Annotated in this window: 17 protein-coding genes and 1 pseudogene; 11 read left to right on the top strand and 7 right to left on the bottom strand. The window is 62.1% G+C overall.

Features of this window, described 5'->3' with window-relative positions:
- Positions 1 to 38 precede the first annotated feature (38 nt).
- The 3 genes and pseudogenes from LSG43_RS08385 to LSG43_RS08375 all read right to left on the bottom strand — a co-directional run.
- Positions 39 to 377: pseudogene (locus LSG43_RS08385) on the bottom strand (cell wall hydrolase); the annotation flags it as partial.
- Positions 378 to 625: 248 nt separating this feature from the next.
- Positions 626 to 1,213 carry a PilZ domain-containing protein gene (locus LSG43_RS08380; RefSeq protein WP_231804634.1) on the bottom strand — a complete coding sequence of 196 codons (588 nt, stop codon included), beginning with the start codon at positions 1,211 to 1,213 and terminating at the stop codon, positions 626 to 628.
- 158 nt (positions 1,214 to 1,371) lie between these two features.
- On the bottom strand, positions 1,372 to 2,043 hold the full coding sequence (locus LSG43_RS08375; RefSeq protein WP_231803039.1) for a PAS domain-containing protein: 672 nt from the start codon (positions 2,041 to 2,043) through the stop codon (positions 1,372 to 1,374).
- A 189-nt stretch (positions 2,044 to 2,232) separates the two neighbouring features.
- Between LSG43_RS08375 and LSG43_RS08370 the strand changes: the two genes are divergently transcribed.
- Positions 2,233 to 2,985, top strand: a complete 753-nt coding sequence (locus tag LSG43_RS08370) for a rhomboid family intramembrane serine protease (protein WP_231803037.1) — start codon at positions 2,233 to 2,235, stop codon at positions 2,983 to 2,985.
- On the opposite strand, the gene hisI is transcribed toward LSG43_RS08370, so the two are convergent.
- Positions 2,982 to 3,431 carry a phosphoribosyl-AMP cyclohydrolase gene (gene hisI, locus LSG43_RS08365; protein ID WP_231803035.1) on the bottom strand — a complete coding sequence of 150 codons (450 nt, stop codon included), beginning with the start codon at positions 3,429 to 3,431 and terminating at the stop codon, positions 2,982 to 2,984. The genes LSG43_RS08370 and hisI overlap by 4 nt on opposite strands.
- Before the next feature lie 14 nt (positions 3,432 to 3,445).
- The gene (folE, locus tag LSG43_RS08360; RefSeq protein ID WP_231804632.1) at positions 3,446 to 4,072 is read right to left on the bottom strand and encodes a GTP cyclohydrolase I FolE; all 627 of its coding nucleotides are present in this window, start codon (positions 4,070 to 4,072) and stop codon (positions 3,446 to 3,448) included.
- A 192-nt stretch (positions 4,073 to 4,264) separates the two neighbouring features.
- On the opposite strand from folE, the gene LSG43_RS08355 reads away from it, so the two are divergent.
- From LSG43_RS08355 to thrS, 3 genes are all read left to right on the top strand, one after another.
- Positions 4,265 to 4,693 (top strand): iron-sulfur cluster assembly scaffold protein, encoded by a 429-nt coding sequence (locus LSG43_RS08355; RefSeq protein WP_231803033.1) that lies wholly within the window; start codon positions 4,265 to 4,267, stop codon positions 4,691 to 4,693.
- Positions 4,690 to 4,992 carry a membrane protein insertion efficiency factor YidD gene (gene yidD, locus LSG43_RS08350; protein ID WP_231803031.1) on the top strand — a complete coding sequence of 101 codons (303 nt, stop codon included), beginning with the start codon at positions 4,690 to 4,692 and terminating at the stop codon, positions 4,990 to 4,992. The genes LSG43_RS08355 and yidD overlap by 4 nt, the downstream gene beginning before the upstream one ends.
- Positions 4,993 to 5,095: 103 nt before the next feature.
- Complete coding sequence (gene thrS / locus LSG43_RS08345; RefSeq protein WP_231803030.1) at positions 5,096 to 7,078, top strand: threonine--tRNA ligase; 1,983 nt, start codon at positions 5,096 to 5,098, stop codon at positions 7,076 to 7,078.
- A gap of 90 nt (positions 7,079 to 7,168) precedes the next feature.
- Here the strand turns inward: thrS and LSG43_RS08340 are convergent, their stop codons facing one another.
- Positions 7,169 to 8,155 carry an RgsD C-terminal domain-containing protein gene (locus tag LSG43_RS08340; protein ID WP_231803028.1) on the bottom strand — a complete coding sequence of 329 codons (987 nt, stop codon included), beginning with the start codon at positions 8,153 to 8,155 and terminating at the stop codon, positions 7,169 to 7,171.
- A 117-nt stretch (positions 8,156 to 8,272) separates the two neighbouring features.
- Between LSG43_RS08340 and LSG43_RS08335 the strand changes: the two genes are divergently transcribed.
- From LSG43_RS08335 to LSG43_RS08325, 3 genes are all read left to right on the top strand, one after another.
- Complete coding sequence (locus LSG43_RS08335; protein WP_231803027.1) at positions 8,273 to 8,851, top strand: nitroreductase family protein; 579 nt, start codon at positions 8,273 to 8,275, stop codon at positions 8,849 to 8,851.
- Positions 8,852 to 8,914: 63 nt separating this feature from the next.
- Positions 8,915 to 9,736 carry a transglycosylase SLT domain-containing protein gene (locus tag LSG43_RS08330; RefSeq protein WP_231803026.1) on the top strand — a complete coding sequence of 274 codons (822 nt, stop codon included), beginning with the start codon at positions 8,915 to 8,917 and terminating at the stop codon, positions 9,734 to 9,736.
- Positions 9,737 to 9,815: 79 nt separating this feature from the next.
- Positions 9,816 to 11,024 carry a DUF2336 domain-containing protein gene (locus LSG43_RS08325; protein ID WP_231803024.1) on the top strand — a complete coding sequence of 403 codons (1,209 nt, stop codon included), beginning with the start codon at positions 9,816 to 9,818 and terminating at the stop codon, positions 11,022 to 11,024.
- On the opposite strand, the gene LSG43_RS08320 is transcribed toward LSG43_RS08325, so the two are convergent.
- Positions 11,021 to 11,797 (bottom strand): NAD kinase, encoded by a 777-nt coding sequence (locus tag LSG43_RS08320; protein ID WP_231803022.1) that lies wholly within the window; start codon positions 11,795 to 11,797, stop codon positions 11,021 to 11,023. The two genes, LSG43_RS08325 and LSG43_RS08320, sit on opposite strands and share 4 nt — an antisense overlap.
- A gap of 437 nt (positions 11,798 to 12,234) precedes the next feature.
- Between LSG43_RS08320 and LSG43_RS08315 the strand changes: the two genes are divergently transcribed.
- The 4 genes from LSG43_RS08315 (at position 12,235) to LSG43_RS08300 (ending at position 16,515) form a co-directional block, all read left to right on the top strand.
- A complete protein-coding gene (locus LSG43_RS08315; protein WP_231803020.1) occupies positions 12,235 to 13,533 on the top strand; it encodes an ABC transporter substrate-binding protein in 1,299 nt (432 codons plus the stop codon).
- Positions 13,534 to 13,602: 69 nt separating this feature from the next.
- Positions 13,603 to 14,496, top strand: coding sequence for a carbohydrate ABC transporter permease (locus LSG43_RS08310; RefSeq protein ID WP_231803018.1), 894 nt, complete (start codon positions 13,603 to 13,605; stop codon positions 14,494 to 14,496).
- Positions 14,497 to 14,498: 2 nt separating this feature from the next.
- Positions 14,499 to 15,407: a carbohydrate ABC transporter permease gene (locus tag LSG43_RS08305; RefSeq protein WP_439652017.1), complete on the top strand. Its 909-nt coding sequence runs from the start codon at positions 14,499 to 14,501 to the stop codon at positions 15,405 to 15,407.
- Between the two features lie 16 nt (positions 15,408 to 15,423).
- Complete coding sequence (locus tag LSG43_RS08300; protein ID WP_231803016.1) at positions 15,424 to 16,515, top strand: ABC transporter ATP-binding protein; 1,092 nt, start codon at positions 15,424 to 15,426, stop codon at positions 16,513 to 16,515.
- The last annotated feature ends 11 nt before the right edge of the window (positions 16,516 to 16,526 follow it).

The following is a 16,526-nucleotide window of genomic DNA, read 5'->3' as shown; positions in this document are numbered from 1 at the left end:
ACGTGGTCGAACGCCGGTGCATAAATTTTATGCGGCTAGCGGCGCTCGTAAAACGCGTTTCCGCCGGCGACCAGCACGTAGTGCATGTTGGAATAGGGAAAGCTCAGACCAGCGGTGTGGAAGTATTTCGCGCTGCGCACGCCCGGGTGCCGCTGGCCGCGCAGGACCTGTTGGGCGACAGACGCGGCGAGTTGCACACTGCGCGGTTCGGTCATCGGCCGCGCCAGGACACCTGAGGCGAACTGGTTTTTCTGCCCGACGACGCCGCAGATATCATTGGGGAATTGCGGTGAGTCGACGCGGTTCATCACCACCGTGCCAACCGCAAGCATGCCCTCGGGGCTGGAACGGTTGGATTCGAAATACATCACGCGTGTCATGCATTCGTGGGACGATTTGGTCTGAAACCAGCCGCCCAGTGTCAGGCAGCCCGAAAGGGGCAGAACAAGCGCCATCGTGGTGGCGGCCAGCAGGGCTTTTTTGAGAAGTCGCATCGCACACAACCGTTCCGATGAGCAGAAACGCACGGTAGCGGCCGGAAAGCCGGACGCCCGGATAGCGAAACTTGCCATAACGGGGTTAACGCCGCGTTCACCTTCCTGATACGGGCGGGAACGCACAGTCGTCAGTTCATCCGCAGGTTCTGCTGGACGACAGTGAGCATTTCCTGCACCGAGGCGAATTCGACTGCGATGCCGTCGTGGAAATGGCGCACGACCCGCGCGCGCATGCGGCCGAGGGTGACCGGCGTTCCCAGCGCCGGACGGACGTCGAGTTCGACCGCGGCCCCGGAAAGCGAAATGTCGGTGATCTTGCAGTTGTAGCGCCGACCGTCCTCGAGCAGGATCGAGGAATGGCGGATGTCGGGAACGACACGTTCATGACGGCGATCCTCGGCGAGGTCGAGAATGTCCTTGTTGGTCAGCCATGTGAGCTGCGCTGCCATCTTGTCGCGCTTGCGGGCAGACGCGATCAGGTTGAGCCGGAAGCCGCCGTCGACGACGTCGCGAATCACACCTTCGATGCGTCCCACATGGTCCAGATAGATAACGATCCGTTCGCCGGCGCTGCCGGAGATCGGCGCGACGACAAGCGCGTCGCCGGGGGACATTTCGATGACCTGGCAAGGGAATTCCCGGCGGTCGGCAAGCATGTAGCGGCCGAGAACGGAAACCTTGACGCTCTGGAATCGGTCAGGGTCATCCTCGCCCATGCCCTGCGATCCGTAGACGTCGTAGGCTGTATTTCCGTCGAGCATTGGCTGCGTCCTGCCGCAATCATTCAATGAAACAGCAGAACTATAGGGGGTTTTGCGTTAATGCTTGGTAAGGAACCTAGTCAAATTTTGGTATGTATTTCGCCCTCGGGGCGTCAGTTTTTGCCGCCGTCGATCACGGCCAGATGCGCGTAGCGGCGGGCGGAAAGCCCGGCAACCGTCGCCTGGAGAGGCGCGTGCGCGGCCTCCGTTTCAGTGCGGGCCTGGCGGACCGTCGCGGCCATTTCGCCGAAGGCCGCGTCCGAATAGGGTGCGCCGGCGCGGGTGTCGCGGTCGTCGGGCCAGATCAGCCGCAACGCGGTGATGCGCTGGCTGGTGATCGGATGAATGCCGAGCCAGTAGGGCGTGTCGAGCGCGGTCAGTCCGCCCATGACACGAGCGGTTGTCACGCCGTTGTGGCGAAGCGGAAACAGAGCCAGTTCGAAGCTGAGTTTTTCACCGCGGTCGGACTGCCCTTCATAGGTGACGAGCGCGACGGCGTGGTCTTCGGTCACGGCGCGCATAAGCGTGTCGATGGCGTCGCGGTCCTTGGCGCCCCAGAGGGCGGAGAAGGGGCGTGCCTTGAGCTCGCGGCAGTAGCTGGCGCACAGGTGCGAACCTGCCAGGCGGAAATCGAACTCGACGCCGTCGGCGGATTCGAGGATGAAGGTGTAAGCCAACGCATCGCGGATGCGGGTCGGATCGATATCGCGGCGTTCGGGAGCGCTGCGAGCGCCGCGAATTTCGTTCCAGTAGGCGTAAAGCGTCCGTGTGCTGGCTTGCTGCATTTTGTCCAAATTCCTCTGCGGCAGGGCTTGGCGCCGCTTGCGACTGCCCGCTAAATCGACTAGCCACACAGTCTCAAATCCGGCATCGGAAATCGCCCTTAAACAATCATTAAGGTTAATTTCCACGCTGGCAATGTGGATATTGTGATGAGGCGCCGGCAAGCGGCAGCGATCAAAGGGATTTTTCCGATGAGCGAGGGGGGAAAAGAAGAGACGGGGCCGGCCCGTCAGCCCGTTTTTCTCGTGCCGGGCGTCGTCACCGCGCTTGTGGGGGCGCTGTGGGCGGTTCACCTCGGCGCGAGCTTGGTTCTTGATTCCGAAGGCCTCTATAACCTGCGGATTTGGTTCGGTTTTATCCCCTTCCGCTTTGTGGCACCGGAGCTTCTCCCGGGTGGCTTCTGGCCGCTCTTGTGGACCGGGTTCACGCATGCCTTCCTGCATGTCGACGTCATGCACCTGATCGTCAATTCCGCGTGGCTTGCCGTATTCGGAACTCCGGTGGCGCGGCGCTACGGGAGTGGCGCGACGCTGGCCGTTTTTCTTCTCGGCGCGCTGGCCGGTGCGCTGTTAAACGCCCTTCATCAACTCATCGATGTTAACCAATTCGTGGTCCTGATCGGGGCGTCCGGCGGGGTTTCCGCGCTTACTGGAGCGGCGCTGCGGTTCATTTTCCAGCCCCTGATCGTCAAGCGCGATCCGGAGACCGGGGAGGCGGTCGTGATGGGCCGGCGCACCGCGACGTTCGCCGAGCTGTTCACAAACGTGCGCAGCCGGGTGTTCATCATTTTCTGGCTGGGTGGCAACCTCGTCGTCGGCTTCGCGCCGCTCGTGATGGGCGTCGATGTGCCCATCGCATGGGACGCGCATATCGGCGGTTTCATAGCCGGACTGCTGCTGCCGGCGGCGTTCGACCGCCGGCTGCGGGCCGGCGCGGGGCGCTAGGTACCCTTATACACGTCCTCGGGATCGAACAGCTTCGGCATGCCGGTGTCCGCCAGCGTCGCGCCCTGGCCGTCGCGCTCGACCGTTCGGAAAAAGCACGATTTGCGCCCGGTGTGACAGGCGGCGCCGTGGCCGGTCTGGTTGACGACGAGGACGATCGCGTCCTGATCGCAGTCGGTGCGCATTTCGACCACTTCCTGGAGTTCCCCCGAGGTGGCGCCCTTTTTCCACAGTTCGCCGCGCGAGCGAGACCAGTAGTGCGCGTGCCCTGTCTCCAGCGTCGCCGCGATCGCCTCGGCGTTCATGTGAGCGACCATCAGCACGTCCTTGCTCGCTGAGTCGACCGTGATCGCGGTAACGAGCCCGGCGGCGTCGAAGCGTGGCGCAAAGATGGAGCCCGATTCGAGCTCCGCCTTGGAAAGCGTTTTGGGATCGGCAAACTGCATGGGAGGACTGCCGTCTAGTGGCGCGCGACCATGGCGAAGAAGCGGTCCTGCTCCTGCCGGTCCTCGGCGAAAACGCCTGTGAACCGGTGGGTGATCGTCGAGGAACCGTGCTTTCTCACCCCGCGCATGGACATGCACATATGCTCGGCCTCGAGCATCACGGCGGCGCCGCGCGGGTTGATGGCCTCGTTGACCGCGTCGATGATCTGGATGGTGAGGTGTTCCTGGGTCTGGAGCCGCCGCGCGAAAACGTCGGTCACGCGCGCGAGCTTGGAGAGGCCCACGACCCCGTCATGGGGAAGGTAGGCGATGTGCGCCTTGCCCACGAAGGGCACCATGTGGTGTTCGCAGTGCGAATAAAACGGGATGTCGCGGACCAGCACGATATCGTCGTAGCCGCCGACATCGGAGAAGGTGGTGCTGAGAATCTCGCCGGCATCCTGATCGTAGCCCGAGAAAAACTCGCCATAGGCCTCAACCACGCGGCGGGGCGTATCGATGAGCCCTTCACGCGTCGGGTTGTCGCCGGCCCATGCGATGAGGGTACGTACGGCGGCCTCGGCCTCTTCGCGGGAAGGGCGGGAAACGACCGTCTCAGCGTCGTTGGCGGAAACGATCTTGGGCTTGGCGGTCATGTCCATATTCTGGCGCATCCCTTCGATGCCGGCGGACCGCTTTGCGGCCAAGTGCCGTGGGGTATCGGACGGACTTATAACTTTTGCAGGTCCGGGCAACGCCCCTTATATAGGGCGGGAGTGGCCTCCGACAAGAAAACACATTGGCCGCAAACAGCGAACGAAGACATATTGTGCCCTAGAAGGGACGCATGGACAATGGACTTTTCCGACCTCTACAGCGCCCGAATTCTCGAGATCGCGGGCAACGCGACGCCGATGCCGCGCCTCGCTGCGCCACAGGGGACGGCCCGAAAAGTCTCGCGGGTGTGCGGCTCGGTCGTCGAGGTCGATCTCGCGCTCGAAGATGGCGCCGTTTCGGCCTATGGGGCGGATATCAACGCCTGCGCGCTGGGGCAGACCAGCGCCGCCATCGTTGCCAACCACATCCTGGGCTCGACCCCCGACGAACTGCGTGCGCTGCGCGAAACAATGACCGCCATGCTCAAATCGGGCGGCCCACCGCCCAATGGCAAGTGGGACGACCTCAAATATCTCGAGCCGGTGCGCGGCTATCCGGCGCGGCACGCCTCGACGCTTCTGGTCTTCGATGCGGTGGCCGAAGCGCTCGAAAAGGCCGGGGCATGATTGCCCGGTTCTGGGCCGTTATCGATTTTCCCTTCAAATGGGCGGCCTATATCCTCATACAAGCCTACCGCTATACGCTGTCCGCCTTTGTCGGCCGCAATTGCCGGCATCTGCCGACCTGTTCGGAGTTCACCCGCGACGCCATTTTGAAGCACGGCTTCTGGCCGGGCGGCTGGATGGGTGCGGCCCGCATCTGGCGGTGCCGGCCACGCGGCACGCACGGGTACGATCCGGTGCCCGACGCGCTGCCCGACCGGGCGCTCTGGTATTTGCCCTGGCGCTACGGGCGCTGGCGGTAAAGGGGCTGGAAATCTCGCCTGTTCGTGCTAATCAACCCGCCTCAATTCAACCCGATGTTGAGTTGCCAACGGCCGATTTTGGCCAGCCACAGGAGATATGACGATGATTAAGGTGACGTTCCCCGACGGTGCAGTGCGTGAATACGCCAAAGGCACCACCGGGACCACCGTCGTCGAGGGTATCTCCAAGTCGCTGGCCAAGAAGACGGTCGCGATGCGCTGGAACGGTGTGCTCTCGGACCTCGCCGACCCGCTCGAGGGTGACGGTACGCTCCAGTTCGTCCTGCGTGACGACGAAGCGGCGCTCGAGTTGATCCGCCACGATGCCGCACACGTTCTCGCCGAGGCGGTGCAGGAGCTTTGGCCGGGCACGCAGGTCACCATCGGGCCGGTGATCGAGAACGGGTTCTACTACGACTTCCATCGCGAGACGCCGTTCACGGAAGACGAACTGCGCGAGATCGAAGCGAAAATGGCCGAGATCGTCGATCGCGGCGCGGTGTTCACCAAGGAAGTCTGGGACCGCGAGGAGGCCAAGAAGGTGTTCGCCGCCAAGGGCGAGCACTTCAAGGTCGAACTGATCGACGCGATCCCCGAGGACCAGGACGTCAAGATCTACAAGCAGGGGCAATGGTTCGACCTCTGCCGCGGCCCGCACATGCGGTCGACCAAGGATGTGGGCAAGGCGTTCAAGCTGACCAAGGTGGCCGGCGCTTATTGGCGTGGGGATTCGAACAATCCCGTGCTCAGCCGCATCTATGGCACGGCCTGGGCGAGCAAGGAGCAGCTCGATCAGTATCTACATATGATCGAGGAGGCCGAAAAGCGCGATCACCGCAAGATCGGGCAGGAGATGGACCTGTACCACTTCCAGCCCGAAGCGCAGGGTTCGGTATTCTGGCATCCAAACGGGTATGTCATGTACAACCAGATGGAGACCTACATCCGTCGCCGTCTCAACGGGGCGGGCTACAGGGAGATCAAGACCCCGCAGTTGCTCGACAACAAGCTGTGGGAGAAATCGGGGCACTGGGGCAAGTTTCGCGAAAACATGTTCGTCGTACCCGACGAGACGCCCACGACCGAGGGCGATCAGCCCGAGATTTCGCCGGATGCCAATTTCCTGGCTTTGAAGCCGATGAACTGCCCGGCGCACGTTCAGGTCTTCAACCAGGGAATCAAGTCCTACCGCGATCTGCCTTTACGGCTTGCGGAATTCGGTTGCTGCCATCGCAACGAGGCGCATGGCGCTCTGCATGGTCTCATGCGCGTGCGGCAGATGACGCAAGACGATGCGCATATCTTCTGCCGGACCGATCAGATCCAGTCCGAGACCGAGGCGTTCTGTTCGCTCCTCGACTCGGTTTACGAGGATATGGGATTTACCGAGGTGAAGATCCTGCTCGCGACCCGCCCGGATGTCCGGGCCGGCGAGGACGCGGTCTGGGACCTTGCGGAAAAGAGTCTTGGGGATGCGCTGCGTGCAACGGGTCGGGATTTCGAGATCGCTGAAGGCGAGGGGGCGTTTTATGGCCCCAAGCTCGAATTCCATCTCAAGGATGCGATCGGCCGGTCCTGGCAGTGCGGCACTCTGCAGCTCGATTTCGTGATGCCCGAGCGACTCGACGCTTCTTACATCGCCGAGGACGGATCGCGCCAGAGACCTGTCATGTTGCACCGTGCGATCCTCGGCTCGCTGGAGCGCTTTATCGGCATCCTGATCGAGAACTATGCCGGCCGCATGCCGCTCTGGCTCGCGCCGACACAGGTCGTCGTCGCGACCATCGTTTCGGACGCGGACGGCTATGCCCAGGAGGTTGTGCACCAGCTTGCGGCACGCGGCATTCGGGCCGAACTCGATACCCGCAACGAGTCGATCAGCTACAAGGTGCGCGAACACTCGGTGGGCCGGGTGCCGTTCATCTATGTGGTGGGGCGTCGCGAGGCTGAGGAAAAGACCGTGGCGATCCGTCAGCTCGGCAGCCAGGGGCAGACGGTCAAGCCGTTGCACGAGGCGATCGAAACGCTTGCATCCGACGTCACCCCGCCGGACCTCAAGCGCAAAATTTCGCTAGCTGCGGAGTAATCGGGCCGGCGGGACGGCGTAAGCTCACGTCTCGCCGCCTCCTGCTCGCCTTGCCGGGAACTGGGAAGCGTCGGCCGCGCCAGCCGCGCCTCAATAGACCGATGTGAGGATTTCCACTTCGCGCGGGCCGCCCGGGGCGACTTCGAATTCGCGGTTGTAGACGTTGTCGCCCAGCTTGGCGAGCGCGAGGTAGTCGCCTTCGGCAAGAACGGTTGCCGGGAACGCGCCAATATCGGTGAAGATCGTGTCGCCGTTCTGGGATTTGATTGTCCATTCGACGTCCGCGATCGCCTCGCCGCCTTCTTCGGAGACGAGCTTGAGCGCCACCTGGGCGGCGTGATGGTAAAGCGTGGCTTCGGTGATCTGTCCCGGCTCGACCCGGATTTCCGTCCGTATGACCGCGTTGACGCCACCGAAATGGGATTCGATCGTGTAAATGCCGGCGTTGAGGCGGACAAGGTCACCGGGTGCGACGCCGGTCGCGACCTCGACGCGGCCATTGGGGCCGCTCGAATAGATGTCGAAACTTAAAAGCGCGTCGGGGATTTCGACGTCGCCAGAAATCATGGCGTCGAGCTTGAGCCCGCCGACCTCGAAGGTCATCGTGTGGTTGTTGGGGCCCGGTTCGACGAACAGGGTGTCGCTTGCCTGGGCGCGTCCATACGCCAAATGCAGGACGTATTCGCCCGGCGGCAGGCTGAAGCTCGCGGTGGCCTCTTCGGATTTGGCAACCATTGCGAGTTCGCCGCTGTCGTCCACGCGGCTGTCGAAGACGCGCCAGACGAGGCCGTCCGGAATCAAAGGGCCGTTGTCCGATATCCGTGCGGACAGCGTCACCGGCTGCGGTTCGGTGATGTTCGCAATCGCGCGCGAGAACGGCCCGGTCTCTTCGGCCCCGAGTTCGGAAAGCGGTGGCTGATAGGCGTCCGGTCCGCCTTCTCCGGTCAGCGGCTCGCCGCCGAGCTGGGGCGGGCGCGGCGGGGGCACCGGCGCGGCGTCATCCCCGTCCGATTGCGCCATCGCCGGGGCGGCGATCACGGCGGCAAGGATCGGAGCAATGAGCAGGGTAGGCCGCATTGGCAGGTCGACTTCGCTTTCGTTTCGTACGCGTCAGGCGCGATTCCTAATCTTGGATTGCGGAAAAGCTGTGTCATAAGGGGACAAATAGAGCAAGCAGCAAAGGATTCTAGACCAATGAGCGTTAATGCGGCCCTGCGTGCATATCTTTCGTCCCGCCGTACGGTCACCGCACCGTTCCTGGAGGCACCTGGCCCGGACGCCGACGAGCTCACCGAGATGCTCACGATCGCCAGCCGTGTGCCTGATCACGGCAAGCTTGCGCCGTGGCGCTTCATCGTTTTCGAGGGCGATGCGCGAGACAAGGCCGGTGAAAAACTCGCCGAGATCGCCCGGCGGAAGAACCCGGAAATTTCCCAGGCCCAACTCGATCTCGAACGCGGGCAGTTTCTGCCGGCGCCGGTTACTGTCGGGGTCGTCAGCACCGCCGCACCGCATGTCAAAATCCCCGAGTTCGAACAATTGCTTGCCGCCGGCAATGCCTGCTTCAATCTGTGCCATGCCGCCAACGCGCTGGGGTTCGGCGCGCATTGGGTGACGCGCTGGTTCTCATACGACGAGGAGGCATCCGCCATGCTTGGGGCCAAAGAAGGCGAGCGCTTCGTGGGCTTCGTCCATATCGGCACGCCGCAGGCGCGGCTCGAAGAGCGTGATCGTCCCGACGTCGCCGCGATCACCTCGAAATGGGAAGGTTAACCGCGGATTAACCCCGGTAGGGTTTTATTAACCATAAACTTTACTTCGAATCGTGCTCAGGTCATGCCGTTATCCGTCTCCTCCATTCCGCCGCCGCTCGCTTACGCCATCGACAGGGCAGGGCAGCGCAATGGCGTGGATTTCGACTATCTGGTGCAGACGGCCATTCGCGAAAGCAGCCTCAATCCCAACGCGGAAGCTTCGACCTCCTCTGCGACAGGGCTGTTCCAGTTCATCGAGAGCACCTGGCTCGAGGTGATGAAGTACGAGGGACCGCGTTTGGGCTATGCCGATCTCGCCGCGCATATCGAGGGCGAGGACGGAGAATTGTTCGTGCGCGACCCGAACGTGCGCGAACAGATCCTGGACCTGCGCCGTAATCCGGAAGTCGCGGCGGATATGGCTGCGGCGTTCACCCGGCGCAATGGCGACTATCTGCAGCAGAAGTTCGGGCGCATGCCCAGTCCGGGCGAACTCTACATCGCGCATTTTCTCGGAGCGCGCGGCGCGGAGCGGTTCTTCGAAGCTGGTTTGAGCCAGCCCAATGCCATCGCCGCCGAGCTTTTCCCCCGCCCCGCCGCGGCAAACAGGGCCATTTTCTATGAGAACGGCCAGCCGCGAACCGTGCGCGAGGTCTATGAGGCGCTCGTTGCGCGTCACAACGGAACCAGCCTGCCCAATGCTCAATTTGCGACCCAGCAATTGGCGAGCGCCGAACCGCTGCCTTCGCGGTTCGAGATCGAGGGGCCGGTCATGCCAGAGGGCGTTTCGTTCACCTCGCTTTTCAGCACCCAGGTCGAGGGTGCGACCGGGTCGCCGCTCAATACAGAGGTCTCCGGCGGGGGCGGGCGCCCCTTGTTTTCGGGGCTTTACGGGGACGAATAACGCCCCCGTTTCGCGCACCCGGTTATAGTGAACCAATCCTTAAATCTTGCGCTTTAGGGTGACCGGATCAGTACCGGGGATGAGTATGGTCGCCTATCAGCGTTATGTTCAGTTGAGTCAGTCTTGCGACAGCGAGGAGCGCGGGCAGGCCGCGCATATCGCGGCGATGGCGTATCTGGGGCATCGTGGGCCCGCCGACGAACAGGCCGCGCTTTACGCGGCGCTTATGAATTTCCTCGACGACCGCTCGGTGAAGGTGCGCGCAGCGCTTGCGTACGGGCTTTTGCATTCGGAACACGCGCCGCGTCCAATCATGCTGGCACTGGCGCAGGATGCGCCGGTCATCTCCCGCGCGGTGGTTCAATTCTCGCCCGTTCTGCTCGACGCCGATCTTATCGGCATCATCCGCTCGGGCGACCCCGATATGCTGGCGGTGATGACGATGCGTCCGGCCCTGAGCACACGTGTGGCGCTCGCGCTCGTGCGGATCGAGGATCCGGACCTTTGTATCCGCGTCCTCGCGCGCGACGATATTGCGTTGCCGGAGGACGAACTGATGGTTCTCGCGGAGCGCTGGGGCGAGGATGCGCGGACGCGTGGCGCGCTTTTAAAGCGCAAGGATTTGCCCGGCCTCGCCCGCCGTCATCTTGTAGGGCAGGTGCGCGAGGCCCTGATGGGCACGCGGATCGTCAAAGGCGCGATCCAGCCGCGCCGGCTCGATCGATTGATGCGCGACGCTTGCGATACGGCGACGACATCCATCGGCGAGCGCGAAGCGGGGCGGGGCAGGGTGCACTACGCCAAGGCGCTGATCGAAGCTGACGCGGTCAATGCCCGGCTGATGTTGCACGCACTCGTGCACGGGCAGGTGCTGTTTTTCGCCGATTGCCTTGCCGAGCTCGCCGAAACCCCGCGCGCCAAGGTATTCACCATCCTCGACGGTGGCAGCCGCGCGGCGCTCAACGCGCTTTTTGCGCGCTGCGGATTCTCCGCTCCGGTGCGCAATCTCCTCGCGCGCATGGTTTCGCACGCCCGGACCGCTGATCTCGCTGACGATCTGGCGGCACGCCATTTCATCGTCTCGCTTCTGATCGAAGAGTTGATCACCGAACACGAGGGCGATATTCCCGGCACGCTCGATGAGGTATTCGCCTACCTCAACGAACAGAACATCGCGCTTGCCCGCGCCGCCGCGCGCGGGGTGATGCCGGCTTTCGCGGCCGAAGTGCCCGATGCTGTCATGGTGCCGGACGATCGTCCTAACCGCCTCACGCTGCCGGCCGCCTAATACCGGAACTGTTCGACGAGGATCCGTTCGTCGAGGCTGTGGCCGGGGTCAAACAGCAGCGTCACCGAATGGCGGCGGTCCTCCTGAACGTGGACCTCGCGGACGTCTTCGAACTCCACATTGTCGGCCACCGCGCTCACCGGGCGCTTCTGGGCTTCGAGCGTGCGGAACCGGATATTGGCGCGGTTGGACAGAATCGCGCCGCGCCAGCGGCGGGGTCGGAATGGTGAAATCGGCGTCAGGGCGAGAAGGGGCGCGGTGATGGGCAGGATAGGCCCGTGTGCGGAAAGGTTATAGGCCGTGGAGCCCGCCGGGGTTGCGACGATGATGCCGTCGCAGGTCAGCTCATCGAGCCGCACCTCGCCATCGATCTTGATCTCGATCTTGGCGGCCTGGTAGGTCGAACGGAACAGTGAGACCTCGTTGAGCGCGAGCGCCTTGGCGGTTGTCCCGTCCGCCTGAACGACGTCCATCTTGAGCGGGTGGATGGTGGTTGGCAGGGCCGCGCGCAGGCGGACGTCGAGCGCCTCGGTCCTGAACTCGTTCATCAGGAACCCGACCGAACCGAAATTCATGCCGTAGACGGGGATGCCCTTGTCCATGACGCGATGAAGCGTTTCAAGCATCAACCCGTCACCCCCAAGCGCAACAATGATGCTCGCGTCACTGAGCGCCGCATCGCCGTGGCGCCGGGCGAGCGCGTCGCGCGCTTCCTGGGCTTCGGGGGTGTTGGACGCGACGAAGGCGACCTTGCCATCGGTATATAGTGCCAAGGCTTTAACGCCTCCCGCCCAGCTTTATGACGTCCAGCCCGTTTAGCACGCGCAACGCAACCACGCCAACGCCGAGTTTTCCCCGCCGCAACACCGGCGGTCAACACTGGTATTGTCGTGGCAAAGATGTATGATAGCTTTCATGATGCCGGTTGGTTGGCGGCATCGGCCAGACATTTTCATGTCCTGCATTGTCTTTTTATATCATTGGCTTCCTACCGGTTTTGCAGGTAGATTCGGACATTCCGCCGCCGCCGGGCCGGTATGATCAGCATCTCCATATCACGGAGACTGATATGATAAATTTTTGTACCTAACTGTTTAGTTCATTGACAAGTGCGCGTTTGCCGTGTTGGTTTTACGTGCCGGTGGGGCGGAGGAGGCCCGGCCGGTGGATACCCCGATCAGGGGAGCCATCTTTTTTGGGAGGATGATATATGCCACGAATGAATCGCAGGCGATTTGTAGGGTCGCTGATGGCGGGTGCCGGCGCGGCCGCAACCTTGCCGATGTTTTCGCGCTCTGCCTTTGCGCAGGATGCAGCCCGGCTGCGGCTTTACTGGTGGGGTAACCCCAGCCGCGACGAACGCACGTTCACCGTGATCGATCTGTTCGAGGAGGCCAATCCCGGCGTCCAGATCGATGGCGAGACGGTAAGCTGGGGCGACTATTGGACGAAGCTCGCCACGCAGACGGCGGGCCGGAATATGCCCGACATCGTGCAGATGGACTATCGCTATCTAGACGAATATGTCAGCCGCGGGGCGCTGCATTCGCTTGAGGAATTCCGCGGCGGTGCCCTCGATCTCTCGACCTACGAGGAAGGTCCGCTGGCCGGTGGTATGGTGGACGGCGAACTCTATGCCATCAATATCGGGTCGAATACCCAGGTCGCGCTCTTCAATGCGCGGATTTTCGACGAGGTCGGCATCGCCTTCGACCCCTATGGATACACGCTTGAAGACCTCAAGCGCATCGCCACGGAAATTACCGAGGCGACCGGTGGCAGCACCTACGGGACCGACGACAACACGCTCGCGTACGAGGCCTTCGAAACGTTTGCCCGGCAGAGCCAGGCACCGCTTTTCGCAGCCGACGGCAGCATCGGGACCAATGAAGAGGTTGTCGGCGAGTTCTGGGAGTTCTGGCGTTCGATGCGCGAAGCCGGCGTTGTGCCGCCCGCAGAGCAGAGCGCAAGCCTGATCGGGTCGGGCATGAACGAATTGGGTCTGATTACCCAGAATACGGCGATGTCCTATCTATGGTCGAACCAGATCGTGGGGGCACAGTCGCTTTCGTCCGACGTTCTGGGCGCGGCGATGTATCCGCAGAAGGCGGGTGGTGTCCCGGGGCAGTACGTCAAACCCTCGATGTTCCTGGCGATGTCCGCCAACACCGAACATCCCGAGATTGCGGCCAAGTTCATCAGCGACTGGGTCAACGACCCTGCGATGACGGCGGTTCTCGGACTCGAGCGCGGCATTCCGCCGGTTCCCGAGGTCCGCGAGGCGCTCTCGCCCGAATTCACGGAGGCCGAGCGGCTTTCGGTGGGGTATTTCAGCGAGGCGCAGAAGCATGTCGGCGAGTTGCCGCCGCCGCCGCCGCCGGCCGCTGGCGAGGTCACGGATGCATTCGTCCGCATCGGTACCGAGGTGCTGCTCGACCGCCAGTCGATCAGCGACGCCGCTGCGGAGTTCGTCGGGCAGGCGAACGCCATTCGCCGCCGGGCGGGCTAGTTCCACTCACCTGCCGCCGCCGGGGACCTCCCGTCCCGGCGGCGGTTTTTTTGGTACGGACGAAACGTCATGAACAAGTTCATTCGGCGCAATCTGCCGGGATATACATTCCTGTTTCCCTGGCTTATTGGCTTTTTCGCGTTGGCCCTCGGCCCGATCCTGGCCTCGCTCTACCTTTCGTTCACGCGGTACGACATACTGACGCCGCCGCAATGGGCGGGGCTCGAGAATTACGAGTATATGTTCACCTGGGACGACCGCTTCTGGCAGTCCATGAAGGTGACGTTCACGTTCGTTTTCCTGTCCGTGCCCGCCAAGCTGATCTTCGCCCTCGGCATCGCCATGGCGCTGGACAAGGGTATCCGAGGCATCGGGCTCTACAGGGCGGTCTACTACCTTCCGTCGATTTTGGGCGCGAGCATCGCAGTCGCCATCCTGTGGCGTCAGGTGTTCGAGGCCAACGGCGTTATCAATTCCATCCTCGCGATCTTCGGCATTGCCGGCCCGCACTGGATGGGCAATCCGGACTATTCGCTCTACACCATCGTGACGCTGGCGGTCTGGCAGTTCGGCGCGCCGATGCTGATCTTCCTTGCCGGATTGCGTGCCATTCCGAATGATCTTTACGAGGCCGCCGAAATCGACGCGGCGTCGAAAACCCGCAAGTTCTTCGCCATAACGCTGCCGCTGCTGGGCCCGGTGATCTTTTTTAATCTGGTGCTCCAGACCATCGACGCATTCAAGATCTTCACCAATGCGTTCGTGATTTCCGGCGGCAACGGCGCTCCGGCGGATTCGCTGCTGTTCTTCACGATCTATCTCTATGAAGAAGCCTTCAAATACTTCCGCATGGGCTACGCCTCGGCGCTCGCCTGGGTACTTCTGATCGTGATTGCGCTCTTTACGGCGATCGCCTTTTTCAGCTCCCGCTACTGGGTCTACTACGAGAACGAGAGGGATTGATCATGACCCAGGCTACCGTCTCATACGAACAGGGCGAGGATGCGCGCGAAGTCGCCGCCGGCATCAGGGCCCGCCGCCGCAAGCGCGAAGCACGTTCGCGGCTTTTGAAGCATGTCTTCCTGCTGATCTTCGCCTTCATCATGATCTATCCGCTCTTGTGGATGCTGGCGAGTTCGCTCAAGCCGGACGACGAGATTTTCGGCAGGCTTTCCCTGTGGCCGTCGGAATTCCATTGGAGCAATTATTCCGAGGGCTGGAATGCGCTGAGGGTCAGCTTTTCCCGGTTCTATCTCAACTCGGCGTTCGTGACCGTTGTGAGCGTTATCGGAAACCTGCTCTCGTGTTCGTTCGCGGCCTATGCGTTCGCGCGGCTCGAATTCACGGGGCGCCGGTTCTGGTTCGCGCTCATGATGATGACGCTCATGATCCCGTATCATGTGGTGCTGATCCCGCAATATGTGCTCTTTGACCAGCTCAACATGGTCAACACCTATTGGCCGCTCATCCTGCCTAAATTCCTGGCGTCGGATGCGTTCTTCACCTTCCTGATGATCCAGTTCTTCCGGCAGCTTCCGCGCGAACTGGACGAGGCGGCAATGATCGACGGGTGTTCACCCTTCAAGATCTATTGGGCCATCATCCTGCCGTTGTCGCTTCCGGCGATGGCGACGGCCGCGATCTTCTCGTTCATCTGGGTGTGGGAGGACTTCCTGGCCCCGCTCATCTATCTCAACGACATCCAGAACTACACCGTGCCGCTCGCGCTGCGCCTGTTCATCGATCAGGAGAGCCAGTCGGCGTACGGACAGATGTTCGCGATGAGCGTGCTCTCGATCGTGCCGGTCATTGTCTTCTTCATTATTTTCCAAAAGCTCATCATCCGCGGTATCGCGATGAGCGGTCTCAAGTAGGAAAGGCGTACGAAAAATGGCTGGTCTGAGCCTTAGAAACGTCAAAAAGAGCTACGGTGCCGTCGAGGTGATCGACGATCTCAACCTCGATATCGAAAGCGGCGAGTTCCTTGTGCTCGTCGGTCCGTCCGGGTGTGGGAAATCCACCTTGTTGCGGATGATTGCCGGGCTCGAGGAGATCACCGACGGAACGATCTCGATCGGGGGCAGGGTGGTCAATGAACTGCCTGCCGCACGGCGCGAGCTTTCGATGGTGTTTCAGTCCTATGCGCTCTATCCGCACATGAGTGTCAGGAAAAATCTCGCCTTTGGCCTCACAAATCTCAAGATGCCCAAGGACGAGATCGAAAAACGCGTCGCCGACGCAGCGCAGATCCTGCAGATCGAACCTCTGCTCGAGCGGCGTCCGCGCCAGCTTTCGGGCGGCCAGAAACAGCGCGTCGCCATCGGCCGCGCCATCGTGCGCGAACCCAAGCTGTTTCTCTTTGACGAGCCTTTGTCGAACCTCGACGCCGAACTGCGCGTGCAGATGCGCGTGGAGCTTGCGAGCCTCTACAAGCGTCTCGGTACGACGATGATCTACGTGACGCACGACCAGATCGAGGCGATGACGATGGCAACGCGTATCGTCGTGCTCAACAAAGGGATTATCGAACAGGTCGGTACGCCGTTCGAACTCTATAACCGTCCGCGGAACCTGTTCGTCGCCGGGTTCATCGGTTCGCCCAAGATCAATATGCTCAAAGGGAAGGCGACACACGCAGGCGCCGGTTCGGAAATCGCGTTGGACGATTTCGGCACCGTCGTTCCCGGCGCGCTGCCGACTGCCGACGAAACGATCACGGTGTGCGTGCGCCCCGAACATCTGAGCTTCGGTTCCGACGGCCCGTTCACCGCGACGGGGGAAATCAGCCTTGTGGAATATCTCGGGAGCGAAATCTATGCGCATGTGCGCATGGCTTCCGGGCAAATCCTGGTGGTTCACGCGTCGGGCCGCGCGCAGCTGCGCATGGGCGAAACGGCAACCGTCTCGTTCGATCCCGCCTTCGCGCATTATTTCGACGCCCAGGGCCAGCGCGTGGAAAGCGGCGACGGCGCCGTGCAATGACCGCCGTCGTG

The organism is Pelagibacterium xiamenense (assembly GCF_021166475.1).
In the GTDB taxonomy this organism is placed as follows: domain Bacteria; phylum Pseudomonadota; class Alphaproteobacteria; order Rhizobiales; family Devosiaceae; genus Pelagibacterium; species Pelagibacterium xiamenense.
This window is presented reverse-complemented; position numbering and strand designations above follow the sequence as displayed.